The sequence below is a fragment of the Flavobacterium adiutor genome (assembly GCF_048282555.1).
Lineage (GTDB): Bacteria > Bacteroidota > Bacteroidia > Flavobacteriales > Flavobacteriaceae > Flavobacterium.
Map to the genome: position 1 here is coordinate 4,469,296 of NZ_CP182487.1, position 26,210 is coordinate 4,495,505.

The 26,210-nt window shown below is 33.7% G+C and carries 28 protein-coding genes and 3 pseudogenes; 19 read left to right on the forward strand and 12 right to left on the reverse strand.

Annotated features, from left to right (window positions below; all coding sequences use genetic code 11):
- The first annotated feature begins 38 nt into the window (after positions 1-38).
- From ACNC7R_RS18925 to ACNC7R_RS18955, 7 genes are all read left to right on the forward strand, one after another.
- Positions 39-638: a thiamine phosphate synthase gene (locus ACNC7R_RS18925; protein ID WP_417942591.1), complete on the forward strand. Its 600-nt coding sequence runs from the start codon at positions 39-41 to the stop codon at positions 636-638.
- On the forward strand, positions 611-1,366 hold the full coding sequence (locus tag ACNC7R_RS18930) for a hydroxymethylpyrimidine/phosphomethylpyrimidine kinase (protein WP_417942592.1): 756 nt from the start codon (positions 611-613) through the stop codon (positions 1,364-1,366). Before ACNC7R_RS18925 ends, ACNC7R_RS18930 begins: the two co-directional genes overlap by 28 nt.
- Positions 1,359-1,997: a thiamine phosphate synthase gene (locus ACNC7R_RS18935; protein ID WP_417942593.1), complete on the forward strand. Its 639-nt coding sequence runs from the start codon at positions 1,359-1,361 to the stop codon at positions 1,995-1,997. The genes ACNC7R_RS18930 and ACNC7R_RS18935 overlap by 8 nt, the downstream gene beginning before the upstream one ends.
- The gene (locus tag ACNC7R_RS18940) at positions 1,978-2,754 is read left to right on the forward strand and encodes a thiazole synthase (protein WP_417942594.1); all 777 of its coding nucleotides are present in this window, start codon (positions 1,978-1,980) and stop codon (positions 2,752-2,754) included. The genes ACNC7R_RS18935 and ACNC7R_RS18940 overlap by 20 nt, the downstream gene beginning before the upstream one ends.
- A 155-nt stretch (positions 2,755-2,909) precedes the next feature.
- Entirely contained in the window at positions 2,910-3,287 is a 378-nt protein-coding gene (locus tag ACNC7R_RS18945) for a GxxExxY protein (RefSeq protein ID WP_417942595.1), read from the forward strand.
- A 78-nt stretch (positions 3,288-3,365) separates the two neighbouring features.
- Positions 3,366-4,502, forward strand: coding sequence for a 2-iminoacetate synthase ThiH (gene thiH, locus ACNC7R_RS18950; RefSeq protein ID WP_417942597.1), 1,137 nt, complete (start codon positions 3,366-3,368; stop codon positions 4,500-4,502).
- Positions 4,503-4,562: 60 nt separating this feature from the next.
- Entirely contained in the window at positions 4,563-5,273 is a 711-nt protein-coding gene (locus ACNC7R_RS18955) for a HesA/MoeB/ThiF family protein (protein WP_417942598.1), read from the forward strand.
- On the opposite strand, the gene ACNC7R_RS18960 is transcribed toward ACNC7R_RS18955, so the two are convergent.
- The 4 genes from ACNC7R_RS18960 to ACNC7R_RS18975 form a co-directional block, all read right to left on the reverse strand.
- On the reverse strand, positions 5,270-6,064 hold the full coding sequence (locus tag ACNC7R_RS18960; RefSeq protein WP_417942599.1) for an MOSC domain-containing protein: 795 nt from the start codon (positions 6,062-6,064) through the stop codon (positions 5,270-5,272). The two genes, ACNC7R_RS18955 and ACNC7R_RS18960, sit on opposite strands and share 4 nt — an antisense overlap.
- A complete protein-coding gene (aat, locus tag ACNC7R_RS18965) occupies positions 6,065-6,703 on the reverse strand; it encodes a leucyl/phenylalanyl-tRNA--protein transferase (RefSeq protein ID WP_417942600.1) in 639 nt (212 codons plus the stop codon).
- Positions 6,704-6,830: 127 nt separating this feature from the next.
- Positions 6,831-7,202, reverse strand: coding sequence for a DUF3127 domain-containing protein (locus ACNC7R_RS18970; protein WP_417942601.1), 372 nt, complete (start codon positions 7,200-7,202; stop codon positions 6,831-6,833).
- A 32-nt stretch (positions 7,203-7,234) separates the two neighbouring features.
- Positions 7,235-8,110 carry a flavin reductase family protein gene (locus tag ACNC7R_RS18975; RefSeq protein WP_417942602.1) on the reverse strand — a complete coding sequence of 292 codons (876 nt, stop codon included), beginning with the start codon at positions 8,108-8,110 and terminating at the stop codon, positions 7,235-7,237.
- A 160-nt stretch (positions 8,111-8,270) separates the two neighbouring features.
- Between ACNC7R_RS18975 and ACNC7R_RS18980 the strand changes: the two genes are divergently transcribed.
- Positions 8,271-9,422, forward strand: a complete 1,152-nt coding sequence (locus ACNC7R_RS18980) for a sensor histidine kinase (RefSeq protein WP_417942603.1) — start codon at positions 8,271-8,273, stop codon at positions 9,420-9,422.
- Between the two features lie 43 nt (positions 9,423-9,465).
- Here the strand turns inward: ACNC7R_RS18980 and ACNC7R_RS18985 are convergent, their stop codons facing one another.
- Together ACNC7R_RS18985 and greA are read right to left on the reverse strand one after the other, a co-directional pair.
- Positions 9,466-9,855: an HIT family protein gene (locus ACNC7R_RS18985; protein ID WP_417942604.1), complete on the reverse strand. Its 390-nt coding sequence runs from the start codon at positions 9,853-9,855 to the stop codon at positions 9,466-9,468.
- A gap of 10 nt (positions 9,856-9,865) precedes the next feature.
- On the reverse strand, positions 9,866-10,342 hold the full coding sequence (gene greA / locus ACNC7R_RS18990) for a transcription elongation factor GreA (RefSeq protein WP_132990808.1): 477 nt from the start codon (positions 10,340-10,342) through the stop codon (positions 9,866-9,868).
- A gap of 156 nt (positions 10,343-10,498) precedes the next feature.
- Between greA and ACNC7R_RS18995 the strand changes: the two genes are divergently transcribed.
- A complete protein-coding gene (locus tag ACNC7R_RS18995) occupies positions 10,499-10,921 on the forward strand; it encodes a hypothetical protein (RefSeq protein WP_417942605.1) in 423 nt (140 codons plus the stop codon).
- Positions 10,922-10,971: 50 nt separating this feature from the next.
- On the opposite strand, the gene ACNC7R_RS19000 is transcribed toward ACNC7R_RS18995, so the two are convergent.
- From ACNC7R_RS19000 to ACNC7R_RS19020, 5 genes are all read right to left on the reverse strand, one after another.
- Complete coding sequence (locus ACNC7R_RS19000) at positions 10,972-13,194, reverse strand: TonB-dependent receptor (RefSeq protein WP_417942606.1); 2,223 nt, start codon at positions 13,192-13,194, stop codon at positions 10,972-10,974.
- 350 nt (positions 13,195-13,544) lie between these two features.
- The gene (arfB, locus tag ACNC7R_RS19005) at positions 13,545-13,949 is read right to left on the reverse strand and encodes an alternative ribosome rescue aminoacyl-tRNA hydrolase ArfB (RefSeq protein ID WP_417942607.1); all 405 of its coding nucleotides are present in this window, start codon (positions 13,947-13,949) and stop codon (positions 13,545-13,547) included.
- The gene (locus ACNC7R_RS19010; protein ID WP_417942608.1) at positions 13,949-16,066 is read right to left on the reverse strand and encodes a DUF4301 family protein; all 2,118 of its coding nucleotides are present in this window, start codon (positions 16,064-16,066) and stop codon (positions 13,949-13,951) included. Before ACNC7R_RS19010 ends, arfB begins: the two co-directional genes overlap by 1 nt.
- Positions 16,027-16,650: a nicotinamide riboside transporter PnuC gene (gene pnuC / locus ACNC7R_RS19015; RefSeq protein WP_417942609.1), complete on the reverse strand. Its 624-nt coding sequence runs from the start codon at positions 16,648-16,650 to the stop codon at positions 16,027-16,029. Before pnuC ends, ACNC7R_RS19010 begins: the two co-directional genes overlap by 40 nt.
- On the reverse strand, positions 16,643-17,398 hold the full coding sequence (locus ACNC7R_RS19020) for a geranylgeranylglyceryl/heptaprenylglyceryl phosphate synthase (RefSeq protein WP_417943195.1): 756 nt from the start codon (positions 17,396-17,398) through the stop codon (positions 16,643-16,645). The genes pnuC and ACNC7R_RS19020 overlap by 8 nt, the downstream gene beginning before the upstream one ends.
- A 94-nt stretch (positions 17,399-17,492) precedes the next feature.
- On the opposite strand from ACNC7R_RS19020, the gene ACNC7R_RS19025 reads away from it, so the two are divergent.
- The 3 genes from ACNC7R_RS19025 to ACNC7R_RS19035 all read left to right on the forward strand — a co-directional run bounded on the left by ACNC7R_RS19025 (position 17,493) and on the right by ACNC7R_RS19035 (position 18,853).
- A complete protein-coding gene (locus ACNC7R_RS19025; RefSeq protein WP_417943196.1) occupies positions 17,493-18,089 on the forward strand; it encodes a Crp/Fnr family transcriptional regulator in 597 nt (198 codons plus the stop codon).
- Positions 18,090-18,170: 81 nt separating this feature from the next.
- Entirely contained in the window at positions 18,171-18,458 is a 288-nt protein-coding gene (locus tag ACNC7R_RS19030) for a hypothetical protein (RefSeq protein WP_417942610.1), read from the forward strand.
- Complete coding sequence (locus tag ACNC7R_RS19035; RefSeq protein WP_417942611.1) at positions 18,455-18,853, forward strand: group III truncated hemoglobin; 399 nt, start codon at positions 18,455-18,457, stop codon at positions 18,851-18,853. The genes ACNC7R_RS19030 and ACNC7R_RS19035 overlap by 4 nt, the downstream gene beginning before the upstream one ends.
- Before the next feature lie 87 nt (positions 18,854-18,940).
- Here the strand turns inward: ACNC7R_RS19035 and ACNC7R_RS19040 are convergent, their stop codons facing one another.
- A complete protein-coding gene (locus tag ACNC7R_RS19040; RefSeq protein WP_417942612.1) occupies positions 18,941-19,591 on the reverse strand; it encodes a 4'-phosphopantetheinyl transferase family protein in 651 nt (216 codons plus the stop codon).
- Between the two features lie 289 nt (positions 19,592-19,880).
- On the opposite strand from ACNC7R_RS19040, the gene ahcY reads away from it, so the two are divergent.
- From ahcY to ACNC7R_RS19075, 7 genes and pseudogenes are all read left to right on the forward strand, one after another.
- On the forward strand, positions 19,881-21,197 hold the full coding sequence (ahcY, locus tag ACNC7R_RS19045; RefSeq protein WP_417942613.1) for an adenosylhomocysteinase: 1,317 nt from the start codon (positions 19,881-19,883) through the stop codon (positions 21,195-21,197).
- Positions 21,198-21,471: 274 nt separating this feature from the next.
- Complete coding sequence (locus ACNC7R_RS19050) at positions 21,472-22,554, forward strand: hypothetical protein (protein ID WP_417942614.1); 1,083 nt, start codon at positions 21,472-21,474, stop codon at positions 22,552-22,554.
- Positions 22,555-22,699: 145 nt separating this feature from the next.
- Positions 22,700-23,647, forward strand: coding sequence for a hypothetical protein (locus ACNC7R_RS19055; protein WP_417942615.1), 948 nt, complete (start codon positions 22,700-22,702; stop codon positions 23,645-23,647).
- A gap of 42 nt (positions 23,648-23,689) precedes the next feature.
- Positions 23,690-24,042, forward strand: a pseudogene (locus tag ACNC7R_RS19060) (DMT family transporter).
- 111 nt (positions 24,043-24,153) lie between these two features.
- Positions 24,154-24,998 (forward strand): annotated as a pseudogene (locus ACNC7R_RS19065) (bifunctional helix-turn-helix domain-containing protein/methylated-DNA--[protein]-cysteine S-methyltransferase).
- Positions 24,999-25,215: 217 nt separating this feature from the next.
- A pseudogene (locus ACNC7R_RS19070) lies at positions 25,216-25,460 on the forward strand (Ada metal-binding domain-containing protein).
- On the forward strand, positions 25,447-26,055 hold the full coding sequence (locus tag ACNC7R_RS19075) for an alpha-ketoglutarate-dependent dioxygenase AlkB family protein (RefSeq protein WP_417942616.1): 609 nt from the start codon (positions 25,447-25,449) through the stop codon (positions 26,053-26,055). Before ACNC7R_RS19070 ends, ACNC7R_RS19075 begins: the two are co-directional and overlap by 14 nt.
- Positions 26,056-26,210 lie beyond the last annotated feature (155 nt).

The following is a 26,210-nucleotide window of genomic DNA, read 5'->3' on the forward strand; positions in this document are numbered from 1 at the left end:
TTCTTATCACTATTCACTAATTACTCATCACTAATAAAATGATAGTCATTTCCAATCCAACTGCAATCGCAAAAGAAATCCCAATTATCCATTCTCTTTTTGAGGAAGGACTGGAATTATTGCATGTTAGAAAACCTGAATATTCAGCTGAAGAAATGAAAAAATTTGTAAATGCCATTAGATCGGAGTTTCGAAATAAACTGGTTTTACACAGTCATCATCAATTAGCGGAAGAATTAGGAATGAATAGAATTCATTTCACAGAAAAAATGAGAACAGAAACTTTTAACTCTCCTGCAAGGTTATCAAAACCTTGTAGGTTCTTAAAATCAACCTCTACTCATTCCGTTGAAGAATTTAATGCTTTGGCTGCCGAATTTGACTATGCTTTTGTAAGTCCGGTTTTTGAGAGTATTTCGAAACCAAATTATGCTTCAAAAACGAATCTTTTGACAACTATAAATAACCGAACCAATTTTCAAACAAAAATGATTGCTTTAGGCGGAATTCAGGCTTCGAATATTGAAACCACTTTAAAAGCAGGTTTTGATGATGTAGCCCTATTAGGAACTATTTGGAACAGTCAAAATCCAATTCAAAATTTTAAATTATGTCAACAAATCGCGCTTTCGTTTTAAGCATTGCCGGTTTTGATCCTTCGGCGGGCGCAGGAGTTTTGGCCGATATTAAAACCTTTGAACAACATCAGGTGTATGGCTTGGCTGTTTGTACTGCTAATACCATACAAACTGAAAATGAATTTGTGAACATCCAATGGACAGCACTAGAATTCGTTTTACAATCTATTGAAACATTATTTGGCTCTTACAACATCAAAGCAGTCAAAATTGGAATTGTTCCCTCTCTGCCTTATTTAAAAGAAATTGTTTTTTTGATAAAAAAGCTTTCGCCAAAGACCAAAATAGTTTGGGACACCGTGCTGAAATCAACTACCGAATTTGATTTTCTAACTATTGAAAACCGCAATGAATTGATTAGCATTTTGAAAGAAATCGAACTTATCACTCCCAATTACAATGAAATATTGAAATTAGATTCCACTGAAAAATCTGTTGAATTTAGTATCAAAAAACTATCTAAAAACTGCGCTGTTTTATTAAAAGGAGGTCATAATCCTAACGAAATTGGCACTGATTTTTTACATAGTCAGCAACACTTTTTCAGGCTTTCGCCAAATACTACTCAGATATACGAAAAACACGGTTCAGGCTGTGTTTTATCTGCAGCAATTACTGCCAATATTGCCTTAGAACAAGAACTGTTACGAGCCTGTAAAAATGCCAAAGCATATACCGAAACCTTTTTATTATCAACCCCAAAATTACTAGGAAATCATAATGTATAATCGCTTACAATATATCTCGCAAGGAAACACTATCGACGAGCAATTAAACAACATTCGTCAAGCTTTAGAAAATGGCTGCAAATGGATTCAGCTTCGTTTTAAAAAAGCCACTTCTGAAGACATGGAAACTTTGGCGGAAGCCGTAAAAAAATTGTGCACTGAATTTGCAGCCACTTTTATCATCAACGACAATGTTCCCTTAGCTCAAAAAATAAATGCTGATGGCGTTCATTTAGGTCTAAAAGACATGAAAATCTCGAATGCCAGAGAAATTTTAGGACCAAATAAAATTATTGGCGGAACAGCCAACACCTTGGAAGACGTTCAAAAACAAATCAAAGAAGGTGCTGATTATATTGGTTTGGGACCATTCCGTTTTACTAAAACGAAAGACAATCTAAGTCCGATTTTAGGTCTGGATGGCTACCAAAATATGGTAACAGAATTAAGACTTCTGGGAATTTCAACTCCAATTTATGCGATTGGTGGTATTCAATTAGAAGATGTTCCTGCAATAATCCAAACAGGAATTCATGGCATTGCTGTTTCGGGATTAATTACCGAAAGCGACAACAAAACCGAATTAATAACAAAACTTAATGAAACATTATATGAACCAATCAACATTTAAAATTGGTGATAAAGAACTAAATTCACGATTGTTTTTAGGAACAGGAAAATTTGGTTCGAATGTTCAAATGGAAGAAGCAATTCTGGCTTCTGAGAGCGAATTAGTAACGGTAGCCTTAAAACGCGTCGATTTAGAAACCGATACCGATGCTATTTTATCGCATTTAAAACATCCCAGAATCAATTTATTACCAAATACATCAGGTGCTAGAAATGCCAAGGAAGCTGTTTTTGCAGCACAATTAGCCCGAGAGGCTTTGGAAACCAATTGGCTAAAACTCGAAATTCATCCTGATCCAAGATACCTTTTACCGGATCCCATTGAAACCTTAAAAGCAACAGAGGAATTGGCTAAACTGGGTTTTATCGTTTTACCTTACATCCATGCCGATCCTGTTTTGTGCAAACGTTTAGAAGATGTAGGAACAGCAGCAGTTATGCCTTTAGGATCGCCAATTGGCAGCAACAAAGGATTAAAAACCATTGATTTTCTGGAAATCATTATCGAACAGTCTATGGTTCCTGTAATTATCGACGCCGGTATCGGATCTCCTTCAGACGCTGCGAAAGCTATGGAAATGGGAGCAGATGCTGTTCTAGTGAATACCGCAATTGCAGTTGCCGGAAACCCCAAATTAATGGCGGAAGCTTTCAAAGAAGCGGTTATCGCTGGCCGAAAAGCTTACGAAGCCCAATTAGCACAGCAATTCAATCAGGCAGTTGCTTCCAGTCCGTTGACTGCTTTTTTATATGAATAAAATGTTTTAAATAGTACGCAGATTCTGCAGATTTACGCAGATAAAAAATTTAAAAAATACAAAAAAACATTAAAATCTGCATCTGATAAAATTTAAAATCGTATTAAAATAAATACATTTATTTTTTATTAGTACTAATTTAAAATTTTAAAAAAATGACAGAAAATGAAATTTCATATGCAATAAGGGGAGCAATTTTCAAAGTCTACAATGTACTCGGTCCAGGTTTATTTGAATCTGTATATGGAAGCGCTTTGCATCACGAATTAACAAAAATAAATTTAAAAGTTGAAAGACAAATTGAAATTACTATTCCTTACGATGAAATCATATTAGATGTTGCTTTTAAAATTGATCTATTAGTAGAAGACAAAGTAATCATAGAGTTAAAATCTGTTGAAGAATTAGCACCTATCCATTATAAACAAATTACAAACTATTTAAAACTTACTAATAAAAAGTTAGGGCTACTTGTAAATTTCAATACTATCAACATTTTAGAAGACATAAAACGAATTGCAAATAAAATATAATAGCTGTAAATCTGCGAAAATCCGCAGAATCTGCGTGCAAAAAATCAACATATTCTTTTGCGGTAAAAACACAATCCAATGACAACATTTAAATCGGTTTTTGATCAATACGACTGGGAAACCATTAAGACTAAAATATACAGCACTTCTGCCTCAGAGGTGGAACGTTCTTTAACTAAAATCAAAAGAAATCTGGATGATTTCTTGGTATTGATTTCTCCTGCTGCCCAAGCTTACTTAGAATTGATGGCACAAAAAAGTCACGAACTGACTAAGAAACGTTTTGGAAAAACCATCCAAATGTATGCGCCTTTGTATCTAAGCAATGAATGCCAAAATATTTGTACCTATTGTGGATTTAGTTTAGATAATAAAATCAAACGAAAAACACTAAGCGATTCTGAAATCAAAATAGAAGCTCAAGCCTTGAAGCATTTGGGTTTTGATCATGTTCTGTTAGTTACTGGGGAAGCCAATTATACGGTAAATATCAATTATTTCCTTAACGCAATAGAACAAATAAAAGCACAATTTTCTCTTATTTCAGTAGAAGTCCAACCGCTTTCACAAGATGATTATGAACGTTTGCACAAGGCTGGCGTGTATTCGGTATTGGTTTATCAGGAAACCTACCATCAGGAAGTGTATAAAAAATACCATCCCAAAGGGAAAAAATCCAATTTTAATTACCGTCTTGAAACCCCTGACCGAATTGGAAAAGCGGGAATTCACAAAATTGGTTTAGGCGTTTTATTAGGTTTGGAAGATTGGCGCACCGATAGTTTTTTCAATGCCTTGCATTTGGATTATTTGCAAAAAACCTATTGGCAAACCAAATATTCAGTTTCTTTTCCAAGATTACGACCTGCAGAAGGCATTATCGAACCTAATTTTATCATGGACGACAAGGATTTAACACAATTAATTTGCGCCTATCGCTTGTGGAATGAAGATTTGGAAATTTCAATTTCAACCCGAGAAAATGAAAAATTCCGAAACAACATCATCCCAATTGGTACAACGAGTATGAGTGCAGGTTCTAAAACCAATCCGGGTGGTTATGTAGTGGATCCGCAATCCTTGGAACAATTCGAAATTAGCGATGAACGCCCTGTTGCTGAAATTGCCAGAATCATTTCCGAAAGAGGATACGAGCCTGTTTGGAAGGATTGGGACAGAAACTACAATAGCAGATTGTTGATTAACGATTTCTGATTTAAGATTGATTTCTCTAAATCTAAAATCACTATTCAAGAATCTAAAATCTAAAATCAAATGAGCGTAATACAAGATTTTTTACGATACAACAGACAAGTTATCTTAGCTGAGATAGGCGAAGAAGGACAGGCAAAAATTAAAAAAGCCAAGGTATTGGTCATTGGTGCCGGTGGTTTAGGATGCCCCATTTTACAATACATTGCTACAGCTGGTGTGGGAACCATCGGGATTGTAGATTTTGATACGATTGAAATTCACAATCTTCACAGACAGATTTTATATACTGAAAGCGAAATTGGCCAGCAGAAAGCTATTGTAGCACAAAAAAAAGTTTCGGAATTAAATCCTTTAATTCAAGCTGAAGCCATTGCGGAAAAATTAACGATTGAAAATGCAGCACAGATAATTAAGCAATATGATCTTATAGTGGATGGTTCAGATAATTTTACCGCCCGTTATCTGGTAAACGATACTTGCGTTAAATTAAACAAACCTCTGGTGTATGGCAGTATTTTAAAATTCGAAGGTCAGGTAGCCGTTTTTAATCATAACGGAAGTAAAAATCTCCGCGATTTATTTCCCGAAATGCCCGACCCAAAGAATGTTCCTAACTGCAATTTAAACGGCGTGCTAGGTACTTTACCCGGAATTATCGGTACGATGATGGCACACGAAACGCTTAAATTAATTTTGGAATTACCTTCTTTAAAAAATGAACTGGTGCTTTTTAATACTTTGGAATGGAACTTTACAAAACTGAATTTTTAGAACAAAACAGCGTCACCTACCTTAATTATTCCAGAATTTAAACTAACTAAGTTGATTCCAAATAAAACAGAATTGTTGAAATTCCTGTATTTACTCAACGTTTTCAGAGGCTCTTTTTTCACAATTCCATTCTGCGGATCATTGTTAACCATAATACATCTTCCGCAGGGTTTTACATTTTTAAACTGAACTTCGCCAATTTTAAAATACTCAAAATCATCTTCTTCATGAGGATTCTTACTATTGATAACAATATTGGGACGAAATCTTTTTATGGTAATTTTTTCTTCTAATTTATCATTCAGAAAATCTAAGCTTTTTGTTCCGGTTAGTAAATAAGGATAGGCATCGGCAAAACTAACATTATATGTTTCTTTGGATCTTGAGCTTTCGTGCTTGCGATCACCGGTTTTGATTATTTTCACTAATTTACATTCAAATCCTAAACAATCGCTAAACCATTTTGAAGTTGCTTTATTTACTTCGAAAACAAAACTTTTATCATCCCACACTTTGGTATAAATCGGATCATTTAAGTGCTCACTGATTAAAAATTGATGTTTTTGATCCTGAAAAGTAACCGAAATTTTTCCGTCAGAAATTTGCGGGTAAAACTGACTCATTATTGGATATTCACGCTGTGTGATGTGCTGGTTATCTGAATCGAGCAACATCCATCGTCGGTCATTTTCAAAACCCATTTCTTCAGCAAAAGCATGTTGACAACTAATTCCGGCAAGGCTTTTTATTGGATAAATATAAATTTCTTTTACAATGTAAGGAGTGCTCATTTATTCACTTTTTAAAATAGACATAAAATCATCACGGTCAATTTCGCGGCAGCCCAAACTCTCTAAATGCGGGTTATAAACCTGACAATCCAGTAATTTATAATTTTCTTGTTTTAAATGTCGTACCAAAGATATAAAAGCCACTTTTGAAGCATTTGAAACTTTAGAAAACATACTTTCTCCACAAAAAACATGACCTAAATCTACTCCGTACAAGCCACCTACCAAAACTTCATCCTGCCAAACCTCTACCGATTTTGCAATTCCCTGATTATGCAGCTCACAGTACGATTCGATTATTTCGTCTGAAATCCAGGTTCCATCCTGACCATTACGTAACACTTGCTGGCAGTTCAAAATTACATCTTTAAAACGGGTATTAAACGTAACGGTAAACACATTACGATTCAAAATGTTACGCATACTTTTAGAAACAACCAGTTCATCCAGAAATAAAACCATGCGTGGATTTGGTGCCCACCAAAGAATAGATTCCCCTTCATTAAACCACGGAAAAATCCCTCTTTTATAAGCCAGTTTCAGCCGTTCAGAACTTAGATCGCCTCCAACAGCCAAAATCCCTTCTTCATCAGCTTCTGAAACAGGCGGAAAATACAAATTATCAAATAAGAAATACATTTTTTAAATTCAAGACATTAATGAAATTCCAATCCTACTAATACACTTTCAAAAATAAAATTCCAAACCCCAAATACACATTCATGATTTGGAATTTGGAATTTCTAATTTTTGGTCATCTAACCTTTTAGAATGGCAAATCGTCCGGTTCGTCTTCGTTTAAATTAGTTGCAGGAGCAAAAGTTTGCGCAGCAGGCATAGGTGGTGTTTGCACCGGACCTTCAGGAGCTAATCTTTCGATTCTCCATCCCTGAATACTATTGAAATATCTGGTTTCTCCTTGTGGATTAACCCATTCTCTTCCTCTTAAATTGATAGAAACTTTCACAGCCTCACCTTGTTTGTAGCTACTTAATAAATCGCATTTATCTTGTGTAAATTCAATTAAAATATGTTGCGGATACTGCTCATCAGTAGTAACAACTAATTCTCTTTTTTTGAATGAGGCACTAACTTGCTGCTCCGGATTAACCACTTTTACTTTTCCTGTAACTTCCATCTTCTGTCTATATTAATTATTGTATCTTTTCTTTATTTCTTTGCCAAAAGCAGTTTCCATGCTGATAAAACATCACCTCTATCCAGGTATTTTTTGGCTTCTAAATGTATTTTTTGCTGGTCATCAGAACTCAAAACCCCTTTTACCGAAAAATTTTCTTTCACAAATATACTAACTTCTTCTATTGTGGGCAAGGCTTCAATGTTTCCTAATTTCCCTAAGTCATTCCCATTAAAAACAGGACTTTCTTTAATGAAATTTGGAATTGCATCTACTCCAACACCTAAAGTTGTAAGTGGCTTTTCGACTTCAAAAAGTCCCTGATTTGATCTCGAATACCAGTTATTTCCTAATCTTGAAACCAAATCAATTTTATACTGGTCAATTGCTCCGTTTTCATCTAAAACAGATTCGTGGATATGAATTTTTACCACTTCGCAAAGAATCAGGTTTCCTGCTCCGCCTTCTGTTCCCAACGGAATAATCTGAGTAACTTTACACTCAAATTGCACAGGAGATTCTTTAACACGATAAGGTTTTACTACATCCGAAGGGAGCTGTGTTAGTCCGGCTTTTATAAATTCGTTCACACCCTCTGCATATTCAGTACTTGACAAAGAAGTTTGCTGAACCAAATCATAATTAACCACATTAATCACAACTTCACGTGTTGCTTCTGCATTAAGCAAAGTATGTTTTACCGTATTATCACGTACCCGCCTTGAAGGAGAAAAAACTAAAATTGGCGGATTAGCACTAAAAATATTAAAGAAACTAAAAGGTGACAAATTAGGAACACCTTTTGCACTGATTGTACTTGCAAAGGCAATTGGCCGTGGTCCGACAGCGCTTTGCAGATAGCTTTGTAATTTCGTTGTTGCTATATCTTTTGGGTTAATGCTAATCATATTTTTTCTCTTTTAACCAAATTTCTTTTCAGTTAATACAAAAGTATTGAAATGGTTTAAGTCAAAGAAATAGTTTCCGGCTTAAAAACAAAAATCTTTGAAGATGCACAAAATATAAAATGTGTTTATTTCGTTATATTTATACCTCAAAACAATATATATGTCTTTTTCTGAAAGAACAAATACGGTACGCTGGATAATTATTTCACTCTGCTTTTTAATCATTTCACTTATTCTCTGGAATACTTATACTTTTTTCCAAATCTTTAAAAATGAGGAGCGCTTGAAAATGAATCTTTTTGTAAACGCTCAAATCACAATAGTAAATGCAGACGAAAATACAGATGTAGAATTACCTCTTCAGATTATAAACAACAACACTTCGATTCCGGCTGTGGTAATTTTATATGATAAAGTGGTCAGTTCGAAAAATGTCCCCGATGAAATCCTCAATGACAAGAAAAAAAGAGATGCTCTTTTAAAAACATTGAAAAGTGAAAATGAGCCCATAACTTTTGAATACGCATCAGGAAAATACCAAACTTTATACTACGGTAATTCAGCATTGCTCAATAAACTAAAATATTATCCTATTGCTTTGCTTTTAATTGTATTTTTATGTGTCGCTCTTATTTATAATTTCTATAAAAGCACCAAAATTGCTACCCAGAATAAACTTTGGGCAGGAATGGCTAAGGAAACTGCGCACCAGATTGGTACACCTTTATCTTCATTAATAGGCTGGGTTGAAATTTTAAAAACAGAAGAAATTGACCGATCCATTACAGAAGAAATTCAGAAAGACATTGAACGACTTCAGACCATTACGGATCGTTTCTCAAAAATTGGCTCAGTTCCGGTTTTGGAAGTTCACGATATTGTAACTGAAACATTACATACTTATGAATACCTGCAATCACGTTTTTCCAAACAAGTTTCTTTTTCGTATAAAGGATCTCAGGAAACTGTTTTTTCTTTAATTAACCCAACACTCCATAGCTGGACTATTGAAAACCTGGTTAAAAATGCTATTGACGCCATGAAAGGAAAAGGCACTTTAGAACTCCAAATTGAACAGGACAACCATCATGTAAAGATAAACATAAAAGATTCCGGAACCGGAATTCCGAAAAACCAATTCAAAACTATTTTTGAACCTGGCTTTACGACCAAAAAACGCGGCTGGGGACTTGGCCTTTCTCTAACCAAAAGAATTGTTGAAGAATATCATAGTGGAAAAATAAAGGTTTTGCACTCTGAAATTGGTAAAGGAACTACATTTCAAATTTCATTAAATAAAAAAGTGCAGTAACTGATTTTACTGCACTTCTCTAATTTTTTTATTACTTTCTGTATTAGAGATTTGCCTGAATACTTTTTGCTAAAGCCTCAAATTCATCTTTAGAAAGTGATACTTTGTTGATAAAACGCATTTCATCCATTTCATTTAACGGAATCAGATGTACGTGAGCATGAGGAACTTCTAAACCTACTACTGCCATACCCACTCTTTTGCAGGGTACGGCTTTTTCTAAAGCAACTGCAATCTTCTTAGAAAATTTCATAAGACCTGAATACAACGCATCGTCTATATCAAAAATCTTATCAATTTCCTGCTTCGGAATACAAAGTGTGTGTCCTTTAGCATTTGGATTTACATCTAAAAACGCTAAAAAATTATCGTCTTCTGCGATTTTGTATGCCGGAATTTCTCCGTTTACTATTTTGGTAAATATTGAACTCATCTTTCAAATATTAGTCTCTTGAAATTTCCAGAATTTCAAATTTCAAAACACCGTTTGGCACGGTAATTTCAGCTACTTCGCCAACTGATTTACCTAACAGTCCTTTTCCAATAGGAGAAGTTACCGAAATTTTTCCGGTTTTTAAATCTGCTTCACTTTCAGCAACAAGGGTATATTTCATTTCCATTCCGTTGCTTTGGTTTTTGATTTTCACATTTGAAAGCACCAAAACTTTAGAAACATCCAGTTGAGATTCGTCAATTAATCTTGCGTTTGCGTAAACTTCTTCAAGTTTAGCAATTCTCATTTCTAATAAACCCTGCGCTTCTTTTGCAGCATCATATTCAGCATTTTCAGATAAATCACCTTTGTCTCTTGCGTCTGCTATATCCTGAGAAGCCTTAGGACGCATTACACTTTTTAAATGCTCTAATTCATCTTTTAATTTTTTTAACCCGTCTGCGGTATAATAAGATACTTTACTCATAACTTCATCGTTTATATAAATAGAAAAAATCCCATCGGGACGGGATTTTGTATTACAAATATACTATTATTTTTAATAGTACATAATTATATGTTAATCATATAAAATTCAAAAGCAAATAAATTATTTTTGTTTCACTAATTCCCTTTTAAAACAATGAAAAATATCTATTTTTTAATAGTCGTTATTTCTATATTTTTTTCTTGCAGTGATAACAGTATTAGCAATAAAAATCCTAATATACCTGATTATCCAGTCGATTTGTTTTTAAATACGAATCTTCCAGCCTATAACAAGCTACTATATCCAAGTAATCCGATTTATGAAGCAAGTCAAGGTGCAAAAGGAGTAATAGTAATGATGACAGGTCCTGGAACATATATTGCTTTTGACGCTGCCTGCCCAAACCAGACGTTAAATTCCTGTACTGCAATGAAAATTGATGGTATTAATGCAGTATGCTCTTGTGATAAAAGCTCTTATAGTTTATTTACCGGACTTGGATATGCAAAAGAAGAATACCCAATGAAGCAATACCGTGTTGAAGCAAACGGAAATATGATTCACGTTTATAACTAAAAAACAAAGCCTGAAAAAACTTTCAGGCTTTTGTCTTTCTTGATTTAGTCTTAGAATTTCAATGTCAGCCCGGCTAAGAAATTAGTTCCTGCCTGAGGATAATAACCCACACCTTCAACAGTCTTAATAGCTGGTGGGTTAGAATAATCATCGTCAAAAGTGTAGAAAAATCCATTACTTTCGTACTTTAAATTAAAAATATTATTGACTAAAGCCGAAATCATTATCGATTTGAAAACTTTATTGGTTTTGAACTCAAACGATGCATTAAAATCATTTACAAAATAACTATCCAGTTTTGAAAGATCTGAATCAATGTTTCCCATATATTGTTCACCTACATATTTTGAAAGCAAAGACAGCTGCAAATTTTTAACCGGCATAAATGTCAAACGATTAGCTGCTATAATGTCAGGAGAAAAAGCAATATTCGTTTCACCCAGGTTTTCTAAAACACCATCCCTTGTAAAATAGAAATCTTTGTTTTTATTTTGGCTCAAAGTAATATTGGGCTGTAAAAACCATTTATCTGAAAGTTTGATCGTTGCATCTACTTCAATACCTGCTCTATAACTATCTCCACTGTTAGCACGTATTGGCGAACCAACATCATTTAATTCTCCCGTCAGTACCAACTGGTCTTTATACCCCATAAAATAGAAATTGGTATTAAGCTGAAAATTTTCTAAATTAAATCTCCATCCCAACTCAAAATCATTTAATTTTTCAGGTTTTACATTTCCTCCTTCATAATCGGTTCTGTTGGGCTCACGATTGGCTCTGGCATAGGAGAAATACAGCGTATTTTTTTGATTGATTTCAAAATTTAAACCGGCTTTTGGATTGAGGAAGTTAAAACTATCATCTACCAGACCTGTCTCCCAGCTATTTGCTTTATACTGAACTGTTCTATACTGAAAATCAACGTATAAACTCAACTTTTCAAATAATTGATAATTGACTTTTAAAAAAATATTCCCGTCAACTTTTGTCGAAAAATCATCGTAATAGTGATCTCCCAACTCTGATTGTGATGCATATCTGGCCCAGATTACTTTTCCGAAATGACTCCCTTCATATTTATTCCAGCCTTCTCCTAAAATAACATCCAGTTTTTCATCTTTATATTTTAATGAAAATGTTGCTCCGTAGAAATCATTGTCGAGCCATTTTTGACGTACTAAATCTGTAGTTGTTACGGTTCCGACTGGTGTTAAACCATAATCGACCATAGTCGCATCTTCTTTATAATTTTCGTAGTAGCCTTTTCCTTTCGTATAATGAAACGCTAAATTGGTACTCCACTTATCTGTAAACGATTCGCTCCAGTGCAGTTGATAATGATCCTGGTTGTAATTATCTGTTTCATTATCATAAAAACGATCATTTCCGGCTTCATCTGTGTATGCTCCTGCAGAATTATATCTTCGGTTTTTATGTAAAGTTTCAGCATCAATTCCATTCCAGGACTGATATGTTTTTTGAGTCCCGCCAAAAACCAAGGCTTTAATTAAAGTTGTTTTTCCGACATACGTTCCCTGTAAAAAATACGATTTTAAATCTGAACTTGCGCGATCTACATAACCATCAGACTTCATGTTGGACAAACGCCCTGCCAATTCAAAATGATTATTTAATAAACCTGTACTAAATTTTACGGTATGTTTATGCGAATTGAAACTACCAAAGGAATTTGAGATTTCTCCATTTGCTTTTGCTGCATAATTATCAGTCAGCATATTTAAACTCGCGCCGAATGCTCCCGAACCATTCGTTGATGTTCCAACACCCCGCTGCAATTGCAGACTTTCTACTGAAGAAGCAAAATCGGGCATATTTACCCAGAATGTTCCCTGACTTTCAGCATCGTTATAGGGAATTCCGTTTATAGTTACATTGACCCTTGTCGCATCACTTCCTCGCACACGGATTCCAGTGTACCCCATTCCGTTTCCGGCATCAGAAGTAGTGACAACTGATGGCAGATAATTCATTAATACTGGAATATCCTGACCTAAATTTCTGTATTTGATTTCTTTTTTATCCAGATTACTAAAACTCACCGGTGTTTTGGAAGTAACACGAACTGCAGAAACCAATACATTATCTAACTGATTTACTTTGGTCGAATCCCTTTCTTGAGAAATAGAGAATAGAGAATAGAATAAAGAAAATAGAGTAAAGAAAAACGAATTGTAATTTGCCAACTTTTGGCTTTTGAAAACTTTGCAACTTTTAGACTTTGCAACTTTTAGACTTAAATAGGTTTTCATCCGTAAAAAATTACGAATAAAAGGGGGAATTATTCTTTGTTAAATTAATAAATGTGTTTCACGACAAAATAAAGTGTGCACGCTCGATAGTGTCGTTTTTCCCTTAGCAACATTACTCGCTCAGGTTCTTTGGGTATGATCTCAGCTCGTTATTTAGAGCACCCCTTTGAGACAGTGCAAAGGTAATGTTAAAATATTTAAAACTCCAAAAAAGAAATTCTTTTTAAAATTGCAATTTGTGAAATTCTAAACCCTAAAAACGTCTGGTATATATTTCTAAAAAGAAATTCCAAATTCCAAATCGATCGCAATAAGCCTGATTTGGAATATGGAATTTAAAAAATTGAAAATTATTCTAAGTTTGGCTTTCTACGGGATTGTTTTAATTCAGAAATACTTTTCTTATACTTAATTCTTTTCTTTATTACCGATTTAGGAACTTTTGTAGCTTTGCGAACCTTCGGCACATATAATCCTTTTTTAATAATTTCCAGAAACCGCTTTATAACAATATCCTTATTTTTAAGCTGACTTCTGTCTTCATCGCAATTTAAAATTAGAACATTTTCAGAAGTAAATCTCGCCGGTATATTTTCTTTTAAGAGTACTTTCTCTTCCCCGGATAAAGCCTGAGAAGTATTCAAATCGAAAGTCAGCACCACTTTTGAAGATACTTTATTTACGTTTTGCCCTCCTGCTGCACTGCTTCTTACTGCTTTAAAACTTAACTCTGCTATAATTTTTTCAGTATCCATTATTTGTTGGGCTGATGTGCCGGCTTTAATAAATCGTTTACCGTTTTCACCGGATTAAATGTTATTAATGGCACTGCAACAAAAATGGTCAACCAGTTTGACATACCACCATTCCATAATCCCGGTAACTCATAATTTTTAACAATTTTACCTTCAGCGCTTTTCTCAACAATGAATCCTGTATTATGATCCACAAATTCTTCCAGATTAAACGGTTCTCCTTTATAGTTTTTAGTCCCGCAAACCAAATCAACTGGATTAAAATGTGTTGAACTTTCTAAAATTGACTTTTGTTTTATATTGGTTAAATCGACTTGTGAGCTTTCCACAATCTGCAGTGAAATTTCGCCTTTATCGTTACTAATCCAAAAAGGTCCCCCGCCTGCTTCACCTTCATTTTTAACCATCCCACAAACACGGATTGGTCTGTCGAGCAATTCTTTTATTTTATTGACTTTATTTTCAAAAGTAAACTTATTGAAATCGTTCGTCATTTCTATACTAAGCTTTTGCGTTAAAAACTTTACTATTTCCTCAACATCCTGTTCTTTAATTTCTCCCTTTTCAATAGCATTTAAATAACTGAAGACTTTTTGCTGTGCTTCTATTAAAATCCCTGCTAACGCTTTTTTATATAAAGTAGACTTCTTAATATTATTTTGAATTACATTATCAATATTCTTTATAAAAATAATGTCGGCATCAATTTTATTCAAATTTTCAATCAATGCTCCGTGTCCACCAGGCCTGAAAATAAAAGATCCTTTCTGGCTCCTGAATACATTATCTTTAATATCAACTGCAATAGAATCTGTTTGTTTATTTTGATAAGAGAAACTAATATTGATTTGTGTCCCTGTTTCAGATTCAACTTTCCCTTTGACTTCCTCAATTGTTTTTTCAAACAATTGCTGATGCACTTCTGAAACTGTGAAATGCAAATTCGAGGTTTTATTTGTTTCAGCATACTGCACACATTCGTTCAGATGTTCCTCTATTGGAGTTGCAATATGTGTTTTATATTTATGAAAAGGCAAAACAGCTTTGGGTTTATTAGCAAAATCAAAGTAGTCCGGAGATAGTAATATTTTTATAAAGTAATAATTTTTATAATCTCTTTCTAAACTATCAAATTCAGGATATATTTCTTTTAGTTTTTTATATACTGCTTTAAAAAAAGGGAATTTATCCATCCCTACAATAAAAATAGATAAATCATTATCTTTATTCCTGTTAATATAAGAATTAATTGTCTCTTTATCAATATCGTAATTATTTAAAAAAGCAATTAAAAATTTAAACATTCTGGTTGCTGCGCCAGAAGCGGGAATAAATTTACATATTTTAAAACATTCTTTATTGGCATCAAAAAAGGCAGCCTTTTCTTCGAAATCATGAGTTGTCAGACTTAAAATTCCGTTATTGACTGTTGCCGGACTTATTAAGTTACATTTTGAAATTCCTTTTTTAAAAATTTTAAGCTGTTTAATTATATTCTCAAAAGGAATCCCATGATTGTAGATTTCCACAAAATCTGCTGAGGAAAATCCTTCCTTTTTAGCATTAGTAAGGTTATCAACAATAGCAGTAGCTTTTTCCAAACGGCTTTCTTTATCTCCTGAAATTGTAATAAATGGCTTATTGCTATCTATTAAAGCTTGTTTAAAAACAGAAAAAACAGTTTCTCTTTTATTTGGATTATCTCGAATATCATCTTTTTCCCAGGGAACATCAATATCAGTTAGAAAGAATAAATCATATTCATGGGCTAAAGCTGCCTCATTTAAATTGGGGTTACAAAAACCATAATATACTTCAGAAAAAACTTTGGTCACCATTAAATTAGTATCGCAAAACAAGTATTGTTTAGCGTCATCCAGTTTTTCATTTTCTAATGCAACTTGCCCATAAGCAATCGGCATCATGTCTGCCATAGTACATACCTGCTTATCTTCTTCCCATTTTTGCTGCAGATAATCCCTTGCAAACTCCGGAACCCACTCGGTTTCGTAATATTCTGCAAGCTGTTTTGCCAATGTTGTCTTACCTGTACTTTCAGGTCCGAATAAGGCAATTTTTATAATGTTTGTTTTTTGCTGTCTAAGATTTTTCTCCATTCTATATAAGCTGAAATTGCCAAAATTGTAAAAATTAAATACTGAAGTGACAACATTCCTAAACCGCGATACGCATAAAGCGGTACAACAATAATATCACCTATAATCCAGAGTGTCCAGTTTTCGATTTTTTTTCTTGCCATGTACCACATTCCTGCAAAAAATATCCCTGATGAAATCATGTCAATATAATTATCCAGGTTGATGGTATAATCAAAAAAATTATAAATACCTAAAACTACAAAAAAGGTAACAATAAACAATAAAATTCCTGTTATTTTTTCATTCAGATTTGTTCTTGTAATAGGTAAATTATCTTCATCTGTCCCTCCTTTTGCCCAAACATACCAGCCGTAGATACTCATCACCGAAAAATACCCATTGATAATCATATCTCCTATATAACCTGCAACATACAAAAGATATACTGATATTACAGTTGCGACTAAACCTGTTGGATACACCCAGATATTTTCTTTTTTTGCAAACCAGACACTTAGTATTCCACACACAAATACTAAAAACTCTAAAGCGATATGCCAAAGTGGAGTATTTTTATAACTGTCTAAAAAGAAATCAATCATTGTGTTGTTCTTTGATTTGTTTTGGTTCAAAAAAATGACTGTCATTCTCAAAAGCAGTTCCAATTACTACTAAATCCGCCCCGGCTTCATAGGCTTTTTTAATTCCCTGTAAATCTGTAATTCCGCCTCCAACAATTATCGGGATTTCAATATTCTGCGCAATCAGCTCAATCATTTTTAGAGGTACTGGATTTTTAGCACCACTTCCGGCTTCTAAATACATTAATTTGTTTCCCAGCATTTCTCCTGCCTGAGCAGTAGCCAGAACCAAATCAAAATTTTCGCGGTTAAGCGGCTTTGTTTTGCTGACACGAGCAACAGCTGTTTCGTTACCACTTTCAATTAGAATATAGCCTGTCGAAATCACTTCCAGATTTGTTTTTTTAAGAATTGGTGCTGCCTGAACCTGATATTCAATCAAATAATCCGGATTTCGTCCAGATAATAATGAAAGAAACAAAATAGCATCTGCCTGAGGTGAAATCTGTGAAGGATCACCTGGAAATATAACAACGGGTAAGTTTGTTTTTTGTTTTAGCTGCGTAATTAATTCTTCTAAAATAGTTGCCTGAACAATACTTCCTCCCACAAAAATATGGGTTGCAGGAGACTGATTGATCTTTAAAATTAGTCTATCCACATTTTCTAAAAAAATTTTATCCGGATCCAAAAGTATGGCAAGCAGTTTCTGACCTTTGCTTTTAGCATCTAAAATTTGCTGGTATATATTTACTATTTTTTGCTGCATAACGGCTGTAAAAGTATAAGTTTTCATGTATAAGAACTACTTTGAATACATTATATTTGTAAAACTGATCTCAAAAACTAAAGAAATAAACCTTATGATTTCCTCTGAATTATTAGAAAAATATGGTGCTTTAAAGAAATCTTTCGATAAAAATGAGATTATTTTCAAAGAAGGGATTTTTCCTTCAAACTATTTTCAGATTCTTTCAGGAGAAGTGAAAATGAGCAACTATAATGACGACGGTCGAGAGTTTATTCAGGGAATATTTTACAAGAAACAATCTTTTGGAGAACCGCCGCTATTCCTGAATCAAAAATATCCTGCTAATGCTATTGCAGTTGAAGACAGTAAAATTATTCTTCTTCCAAAAGCAAACTTCATGAAACTTCTGGAAGAAAACCCAAAAATCAGTATTAAAATAATCGAAAACCTCGCACAACGCCTTTATTACAAATCGGTTATGGCTGCCGAAATCTCAACTCAGGAACCAGAACACAGAGTTTTAAAATTAATTGATCACGGCATTACCTATTTTAATTTTAAAAAAGACAAAAATGGTTTTCTTATTAATTTTACCCGACAGCAAATTGGAGATTTGACCGGTTTACGTGTAGAAACTGTAATCAGAGCCATAAAAATGCTGGAAAAAAAAGGCGAACTGAAGATTATAAACCGAAAAGTATACAGATAAAATAATTGCTGTTTTATGATTAAAATCATAAAACACAGCGGTATAGTGGGCGTATCTTTGTCTTATAAAAATCTGAATATCATGACACTATATCAAACAACATTCGACATTTTCAATAAAAATTACATGGGATCAGCTGCAATGGCTGTAATTGGGCAAAGCTGTTTAGGAGGTGCTGCAGCGATGTATGTTTTGGCTAACGGAACTTCAATTTTTCAAATGATTCAACTGGGTATTATTGTTTTAGCCTGTATCTTTGTAAACACCTCAATTTTAGCTCAAATGAAACACAAAGTGGTTTTCAACCTTTTAATTTTAAGTTCAGTTTTAAGTGTACTATTTATACTTGCAAACACCATTTTTCTGTGAAAAAGCAAATAGAAAACAGAACTGACATTGCTCTGTTAATACATGAGTTCTATGCTAAAATAAGAGCCGATCACGAAATCGGCTTTTATTTTAATGATATAATAAAAAACTGGGATGCCCATCTTGAAAGACTGACTGATTTTTGGGAGATGAATTTATTGGGCGTAAAAAAATACGATGGGAATCCGCTCACGGTTCATAATGAAGTTGATGCTCATTTTAATGGCAAAATTACTTCAAATGAATTCGGAATCTGGCTCAATCACTGGTTTCAGACCATTGATGAACACTTTGAAGGCGAAAATGCCGACACTTTGAAAAGACGTGCCAGAAAAATGAGTACTTTTTTGTATATGAGTATGTTTGAAAACAGAGAAAAAGAAAGTGATGTTTAAACGTCATTGCGAGGAACGCAGCATTTTCACTATGACTTATTTAGAAATTGTGACTACTTCATCCCTCCCAATGACGAAGTTTTGTATTTACTTCTCAAAAGCATAAACTAAAGTAAAATTCCCTTCAAAATTATGAGATTGAATTTCCTTGTAATGCACATCAAAATCTTTTACTAACTCATCAAAGTGAAGACTTGCACTGGTTTGAAGTTCGTCTAAAGAAAAATCCTCAACTAAAATATGATCTTTAAAACTGATGCCTTTCTCGTTTCTGATTTTAAAAATAGCTTCTTTTGCTCCCCAGATTACCGTTAATTTCTTTACATATTCTCCTGTAAGATCAGGATTTAAATAACCACATTCATAATCCGTAAATTTATCGGCAATTCTCTGAATTTTTTCGCGCTGTAACTCCATATCGATTCCAACCTTTTCTTTACTTATAATTATAGCCGCAAAATGATATGAATGTGTAATTGAAATGTGATTATCACAATCAAAATAAGGTTTTCCGAATGCATCATAATGCAGATCTTTATCTGTAAAACCCATTTCCTGAATCAGCATCCGAACACTTAAAAAAGCACGCTGATGCATTTCAGACTTCATTCCGTCCAGTCTCTTTTGCGTTTTTTCTTTTAAAGTTACGCTGCTGTACAATTCATCAAAAGATTCGGTTATTTCCCAGATTAAAATTCGGGTGTTTTCATTGCATTGTATGGTCTGAAATAAAGGCATTCTTTTTAATTATGAATTATAAATGATGAATTATAAATGATTTTCTTTGCGAATAAAAATTTCATATTTGACTGTCTCATGTTTCTAGCCCTGATGGGAGCGACATCCTTTTATGGTGGCGTTCACCATAAAAGATACAGCAGACAGCAGGATTAGCTTCTAAAAACCTTTATAACTAACATTCTAAAAATTAACAAATTAAAGATTTCACAAATGTTGCATAAAGTAGTAAAAATAAAAAGCTATTCCTTAAATTTGCAAAAAAATTTACATTACAAATATACTATAAATGAGTACAACGACTACGCCTTATGTGGCTTATAAAGTAAAAGACATTTCTCTGGCAGCCTGGGGAAGAAAAGAAATTGAGCTAGCTGAAGCTGAAATGCCAGGTTTAATGGCACTTCGTGCTGAATACAAAGATGAGCAGCCGCTTAAAGGTGCTCGTATTGCCGGATGTTTGCATATGACAATTCAGACTGCTGTTTTGATCGAAACTTTAATTGCCCTTGGCGCAGAAGTTACCTGGTCATCTTGCAACATTTTCTCCACTCAGGATCAGGCTGCTGCTGCCATTGCTGCTGCCGGAATTTCTGTATATGCATGGAAAGGCTTAAATGAAGAAGAATTTGACTGGTGTATTGAGCAGACTTTATTCTTTGGAGAAGACAGAAAACCATTGAACATGATTCTTGATGACGGTGGAGATTTAACAAACATGGTTATTGATCGTTACCCGGAATTAGTTCCAGGAATTAAAGGTCTTTCTGAAGAAACTACAACGGGTGTTCACAGACTTTACGAAAGAGTAAAAGCGGGAACTTTACCAATGCCGGCTATCAACATTAACGACTCTGTTACTAAATCTAAATTTGATAATAAATACGGATGTAAAGAGTCTGCTGTAGATGCTATTCGTCGTGCAACTGACTTAATGTTAGCCGGAAAAAGAGTAGTTGTTTGTGGATACGGTGACGTTGGAAAAGGAACTGCTGCTTCTTTTAGAGGTGCTGGTTCTATTGTAACAGTTACTGAAATCGATCCAATTTGTGCTTTACAGGCTGCAATGGACGGTTACGAAGTGAAGAAATTAGATACTGTAATTGCGAATGCTGATATCATCATTACAACTACAGGAAATAAAGATATCGTTGTGGGAAGCCACTTCGAAAAAATGAAGGACAAAACTGTTGTTTGTAACATCGGACACTTTGACAACGAAATCGACATGGCCTGGTTAAACAAAAACCACGGAGCTTCTAAAATCGAAATAAAGCCTCAGGTTGACAAATATACAATCGACGGTAAAGATATCATCATTTTGGCCGAAGGTCGTTTAGTTAACCTTGGTTGTGCTACAGGTCACCCAAGTTTCGTAATGAGTAACTCATTCACCAACCAGACTTTGGCTCAAATCGAATTATGGAACAACAGCGCAGCTTACAAAAACGAAGTTTACATGTTACCAAAACATTTAGATGAAAAAGTGGCGGCTTTACACTTAGCCAAATTAGGTGTTGAATTGGAAACTTTACGTGAAGATCAGGCTGCTTACATTGGCGTTGATGTTCAGGGGCCTTTCAAACCAGAATATTACAGATACTAATTATAGTGCTTAGTAATTAGTCCTTAGTTACTAGTTATAATACAAACCCTTGCAGAAATGTGAGGGTTTTTTATTGGGGCGTGCCAACATCCTGACAAAAAGGGTTACAATCTTTGCGCTTATACCCCTTTTTGTCAGCATGCTGTCGGGCTATCCGCGCTACTTCGGTAGCTTGCTCCCATCCCTCACGCATACGTAAAACAAGAAATTTTTGAATTTATAAACTATTTCGCTTTCAAAAACGTTGTGTATATTTAAAGTAAAATATTCTTCTATGAATCGTCTTCTTTTTATATGCATTTTTCTATTTCTAAATTCTTCATTTGCTCAAAACAATGACATCTGGACTTCATTTCCTAACAAAGACACTACGTTAATTGGATTTAAAGACAAAAATGAAGTAATCAAAATAGAACCAAAATTTTCAGGTTTTACAACAGCCCGTAAATTTGAAAACATAATTGCTGTTACCGAGGAATTTAACAACGGCTGGAAAAGCTATTATTTAACCAAAACCGGGAAAACAGTTGGTCGCGACAGTTTATATGTTTTTGACAATAGTCCTGATTGCGAAAATGAAGGTTTTATCCGTTTTAGAGACACCAAAACCGACAAAATGGGGATATTCGATAGCGAAGGAAAAATTGTAATTCCTGCTGATTATAGTGTGCTTTCAAAAGTCCATAATGGAATAATAACAGTACTTAAAGACGCAAAAAGAGAAAGTGAGCCGGGTGACGAACATTTTTTCTGGACTGGTGGAAAAGAATTGGTAATAGATATTAACAATAAAATTTTAATTGAAAATTTCAAAGACAACAGAAATCTTAATTTGTATTCATTAGAAAAAACAAAAGAACCAAACAAAGATAGCATCAGAGATAGTTTTATTGGAGTAGATGGAATGTATTATTCATTTATCAATTATGAAAAAGAGTTCGTACATTGGTTAAAAAACACTTTACTCACTGATTTGTCTAAAGCCAATTTAGAAAAACATTCTTTTGATAAAATCACCTATTGGAAAGAACCAAATGGATGGATGAGTGAATCTAAAACTAAATTTATTGATAAGAATTACACTTATTTAAAATTGAAACTTCGTGAACTCAAAAATCCAAAAACAGATTATTTTATTTCTTCTGACGGCTTAAATCAGTTTATTTTTGAAACAGAAGAGTATGATGTTTATTTTAATAATTGTCATGAATCTAAAGACTGGCAATATCCCGTTAAAAATATCGTAATCAATCCAAAAAACAAAGCCGATTTCAAACAAGATCATTTTGAGTTTCTAAGAACTGAAAATGGTTACAAACTAATTAGTGTTTCAGATGCAAAAAATGATTTGAAGTAATTAGGTAATATTTTTAACATAATTCAATTCTTAATAACTTTAAAATCTATATTTTAGTAGTGCAAAATAGTCCTAATTCTTTTCATTCTGCATAAAATATGACGAAAAATACCTTACTAATCCTTCTAATTTTTTCTTTAAGTTCTTGTGCGACTATTTTCAACAAAAAACTCAAACTATTTCAGTTTCTACAAGTTCGCTCCATGCAACAGCAAAAATCAATGACAGCATTTATAAATTACCTGCAAAAGTAATTGTTAAAAGATCCAAGAAAGAACTGCCAATCGAATTGGTTTCCGATAGTTTGATTAAAAAATACACTCTCTCGCCTTCAGTAAACAAAAAATTTGCCTTTGGAAACTTATTATTCTTTCAATTATCTCCGGTAGCTTACATTACAGATTTAACAAATCAGAAAAGATTTTACTACAAAGACAACGTTTTTCTTGATGTTCAGGATTCTGTTGGTATCATTAAAACAAATATGTCAAGAGCTTTTTCAGGATTCAAACATCATTTTACAAAAGAATATCCAACAAAAAAAGGTCAGATAAATTTTGTTCTAGCGCTACCCTATGTCAATACTTTTCATTTTGAACCATCAAACGAAAATTATAGTAACAAAACAGGATTTCTCGGTTTCTCAGCCGGAATCGAATATTTTTATACTAATAAAAGGTATTTTTCGGTTAATTTTAGAGCTGCCACGAGTTTTGATCTTCCTTTTCCGGCTCCTTTGGATCAATATGGTGAATATGAAAGATTAAACTCTTTAAGTTTTGGTTTTACTCACAATCATAAAATTAAAAGATTTTCTGTCGGCTATGGTTTAAACTATTCCAGAAACGTTTGGTACAAACATTATGAAGAATTTTTTGTAGAACCTGGAGACAAAACAGGTATAACGAAAGCCAATAAAACATTAGGAGTAACATTAAATGGTTATTACCAGATTAGCTCATTTTTTTATGTAGGTTTAAATTACAACCAAAGTTTCATAAACATAGAAAAGTCTTCTGAATCTAAGCCTGAAAATGTAATCTCTTTAGATTTTGTTTTTAAATTATCTCCCAACAAGAAGAAACTGAAATAATTCTTTTAAGCTTTAAATTTTACCTTTGTAAAAAAGTAAGCCATGAGGGATTTTTTATTCATATTCATCGCTATAATCTTCGAAATCATTGCAACTACAGCATTAAAAAAGTCTGAAGAATTTACCAAACTGCTTCCTATTATTACGATTATTTGTTACTGTGTGCTTTATATTTTCTAAGCTTTGTAATAAGAACTATTCCAGTTGGATTCGCCTAAGCCATTTGGTCTGGAGTTGGAATTGTTTTAATAACAATTATTGGCACTGTTTTATTTAAAGAAATTCCAGATTTACCAGCCATTATTGATTTGTCTTTGAGTATAATTGGTGTCGTTGTAATTAATGTTTTTCAAAAACTACAACGCATTAGATTTTTTTTGTTTCAAGTTAGTTGAACCATGAAACCTGAAACTTGAAACAAAACCAACAAAATTTTTATTTCCGCAAGTTTCGGATTTTATACCCGCAGAAACCTATCGATCTTTGTCTCATAAAATTGACTGAAGATGAACAAACAAGAAACAATCAATTACAATCGTATCGCTGAAGCTATCGATTATATCAAAGCAAACTTTAAAGACCAGCCTAATCTTGACGAAGTGGCCGAAAAAGTACATTTGAGTCCGTAATTCACTTTCAAAGGCTTTTTAGTGATTGGGCAGGAACAAGTCCGAAAAAATTCTTGCAGTATACCAGCCTGGAATATGCTAAAAAATTACTGAAAGAAAATCAGATAACTATTGCTGAAACAGCTTTTGAAACAGGTCTTTCGGGCACAAGCCGATTACATGATTTATTTGTAAATATCGAAGGAATGACGCCAGCAGAATACAAAAACGGAGGAAAAAACCTGGCTATAAATTACAGTTTTGCCGAAAGTCCGTTTGGGAATATCATTGTTGCTTCTACTCAAAAAGGCGTTTGTTTTATGGCTTTCGCCGAAGATGAAGCAATCGGATTTCATGATTTAAGCAATAAATTTCCGAATGCCACTTTTACACGAAAACTGGATTTAGCACAACAAAATGCACTTTTTATTTTCCAAAATGACTGGAGTAAATTACCTGAAATTAAACTGCATTTAAAAGGCACCGATTTTCAATTGAAAGTTTGGGAAGCACTATTGAAAATTCCAATGGGACAGCTCTCTACTTATGGTTCTATTGCCAATCAAATTCAAAAGCCTAATGCATCACGAGCGGTCGGAACTGCTATAGGAAGTAATCCTGTTGCGTTTTTAATTCCTTGTCACCGCGTTATTCAATCTTCTGGGACTTTTGGCGGATACATGTGGGGAAACACCCGAAAAACAGCCATAATTGGCTGGGAAAGTGCTCAAATAAATCTTTAAAGAGACAAATTTCAAACTTTTAAATACCAAATTCCAATGATTAATTGTCATTGAATTTCCATTTCTAAATTTGAATTGTAAACCTATGTTAGGATTAAGTATAAATATGTAAACTTATTTTAGGGCGAGACAAGCGAATTTCATTTGGGCGAGCGTTTTACGCTAGGAATTATTTTTCATGCTGCTCTTTCTTGAATATTTTTTTCACAAAACGAATATGATTGAACATATTGAAATTTTAGATTCAGACCTCCGAAATAAAATTAAAAATGGCGAAATTTGTTTTGGCGGCAACCAAAAATTAAAAATCTACGGAACGCTAAAATGTTCTTCGGGAAAAAGAATGAAAAGAAAAACCGGGTTTTCTTTTTGTGTGAAAATGAAGCTAGAGAAAATGGCTTCAGACCTTGCGGACATTGTATGAAATTGGAATATCAAAAATGGAAAAATGGACTTATTTAATCCTCAAATAGACGAATCAACAAACTTACTTCCAAAAGATGGAACTGTGAATTATTATGGGAAATTATTCTCTAGAGATAAGGCCGATTTCTATCGTGATATTTTACTAAATACAATTGAATGGAAAAATGACGAAGCGATTATTTTTGGCAAACTCATTTTGACAAAACGAAAAGTGGCCTGGTACGGCGACCAGGAATTTGAATATACGTATTCGAATACAACCAAAAAAGCATTGTCTTGGACCCCCGAACTTTTAGAGCTAAAGAAGATAATTGAAGAAAAAACAGGAGAAAGCTTTAATTCCTGTCTGTTAAATTTATACCATTCAGGCGAAGAAGGAATGGCCTGGCACAGCGATGGTGAGAAAGATCTAAAAAAGAACGGTGCCATTGGTTCGGTTAGTTTTGGTGCAGAACGCAAATTTGCTTTTAAACATAAAAAAAACAAGGAGACGGTTTCTTTGATTCTCGAACATGGCAGTCTGCTGGTTATGAAAGATGAAACACAAACGCATTGGCTGCATCGCCTGCCTCCAACAAAAACTACTTCAAAGCCAAGGGTAAATCTGACTTTTCGAACGATTGTTGCTTAAGTATAAATATTATTTCTTTTTTGCTGTAACATTTTCATATGAACACATTAAAGCATCTTTAAATATTTCAGGTCTTACATTTGAAAGTTCGACCATGGTGCAGCCTTGTTTTCCCCATTTATTCGGAACTGGATAAAAAATCATTTCACTCGATG

What these genes read in the sequence shown, in the direction of transcription:
- ACNC7R_RS18975 (WP_417942602.1), bottom strand. Translation starts at nt 8,110, where the DNA reads ATGATTAGCATTAACCCAAAAGATATAGCAACAACGAAATTACAAAGC.
- ACNC7R_RS19000 (WP_417942606.1), bottom strand. Translation starts at nt 13,194, where the DNA reads ATGAAAACCTATTTAAGTCTAAAAGTTGCAAAGTCTAAAAGTTGCAAA.
- ACNC7R_RS18995 (WP_417942605.1), top strand. Translation starts at nt 10,499, where the DNA reads ATGAAAAATATCTATTTTTTAATAGTCGTTATTTCTATATTTTTTTCT.
- ACNC7R_RS18955 (WP_417942598.1), top strand. Translation starts at nt 4,563, where the DNA reads ATGAGCGTAATACAAGATTTTTTACGATACAACAGACAAGTTATCTTA.
- ACNC7R_RS18945 (WP_417942595.1), top strand. Translation starts at nt 2,910, where the DNA reads ATGACAGAAAATGAAATTTCATATGCAATAAGGGGAGCAATTTTCAAA.
- ACNC7R_RS18985 (WP_417942604.1), bottom strand. Translation starts at nt 9,855, where the DNA reads ATGAGTTCAATATTTACCAAAATAGTAAACGGAGAAATTCCGGCATAC.
- ACNC7R_RS19050 (WP_417942614.1), top strand. Translation starts at nt 21,472, where the DNA reads ATGAATCGTCTTCTTTTTATATGCATTTTTCTATTTCTAAATTCTTCA.
- greA (WP_132990808.1), bottom strand. Translation starts at nt 10,342, where the DNA reads ATGAGTAAAGTATCTTATTATACCGCAGACGGGTTAAAAAAATTAAAA.
- ahcY (WP_417942613.1), top strand. Translation starts at nt 19,881, where the DNA reads ATGAGTACAACGACTACGCCTTATGTGGCTTATAAAGTAAAAGACATT.
- ACNC7R_RS19025 (WP_417943196.1), top strand. Translation starts at nt 17,493, where the DNA reads ATGATTTCCTCTGAATTATTAGAAAAATATGGTGCTTTAAAGAAATCT.
- thiH (WP_417942597.1), top strand. Translation starts at nt 3,366, where the DNA reads ATGACAACATTTAAATCGGTTTTTGATCAATACGACTGGGAAACCATT.
- ACNC7R_RS18930 (WP_417942592.1), top strand. Translation starts at nt 611, where the DNA reads ATGTCAACAAATCGCGCTTTCGTTTTAAGCATTGCCGGTTTTGATCCT.
- ACNC7R_RS19010 (WP_417942608.1), bottom strand. Translation starts at nt 16,066, where the DNA reads ATGGAGAAAAATCTTAGACAGCAAAAAACAAACATTATAAAAATTGCC.
- ACNC7R_RS18970 (WP_417942601.1), bottom strand. Translation starts at nt 7,202, where the DNA reads ATGGAAGTTACAGGAAAAGTAAAAGTGGTTAATCCGGAGCAGCAAGTT.
- ACNC7R_RS19075 (WP_417942616.1), top strand. Translation starts at nt 25,447, where the DNA reads ATGGACTTATTTAATCCTCAAATAGACGAATCAACAAACTTACTTCCA.
- ACNC7R_RS18980 (WP_417942603.1), top strand. Translation starts at nt 8,271, where the DNA reads ATGTCTTTTTCTGAAAGAACAAATACGGTACGCTGGATAATTATTTCA.
- arfB (WP_417942607.1), bottom strand. Translation starts at nt 13,949, where the DNA reads ATGGATACTGAAAAAATTATAGCAGAGTTAAGTTTTAAAGCAGTAAGA.
- ACNC7R_RS18935 (WP_417942593.1), top strand. Translation starts at nt 1,359, where the DNA reads ATGTATAATCGCTTACAATATATCTCGCAAGGAAACACTATCGACGAG.
- ACNC7R_RS19020 (WP_417943195.1), bottom strand. Translation starts at nt 17,398, where the DNA reads ATGCAGCAAAAAATAGTAAATATATACCAGCAAATTTTAGATGCTAAA.
- ACNC7R_RS18940 (WP_417942594.1), top strand. Translation starts at nt 1,978, where the DNA reads ATGAACCAATCAACATTTAAAATTGGTGATAAAGAACTAAATTCACGA.
- ACNC7R_RS19030 (WP_417942610.1), top strand. Translation starts at nt 18,171, where the DNA reads ATGACACTATATCAAACAACATTCGACATTTTCAATAAAAATTACATG.
- ACNC7R_RS18925 (WP_417942591.1), top strand. Translation starts at nt 39, where the DNA reads ATGATAGTCATTTCCAATCCAACTGCAATCGCAAAAGAAATCCCAATT.
- ACNC7R_RS18960 (WP_417942599.1), bottom strand. Translation starts at nt 6,064, where the DNA reads ATGAGCACTCCTTACATTGTAAAAGAAATTTATATTTATCCAATAAAA.
- ACNC7R_RS19040 (WP_417942612.1), bottom strand. Translation starts at nt 19,591, where the DNA reads ATGCCTTTATTTCAGACCATACAATGCAATGAAAACACCCGAATTTTA.
- aat (WP_417942600.1), bottom strand. Translation starts at nt 6,703, where the DNA reads ATGTATTTCTTATTTGATAATTTGTATTTTCCGCCTGTTTCAGAAGCT.
- pnuC (WP_417942609.1), bottom strand. Translation starts at nt 16,650, where the DNA reads ATGATTGATTTCTTTTTAGACAGTTATAAAAATACTCCACTTTGGCAT.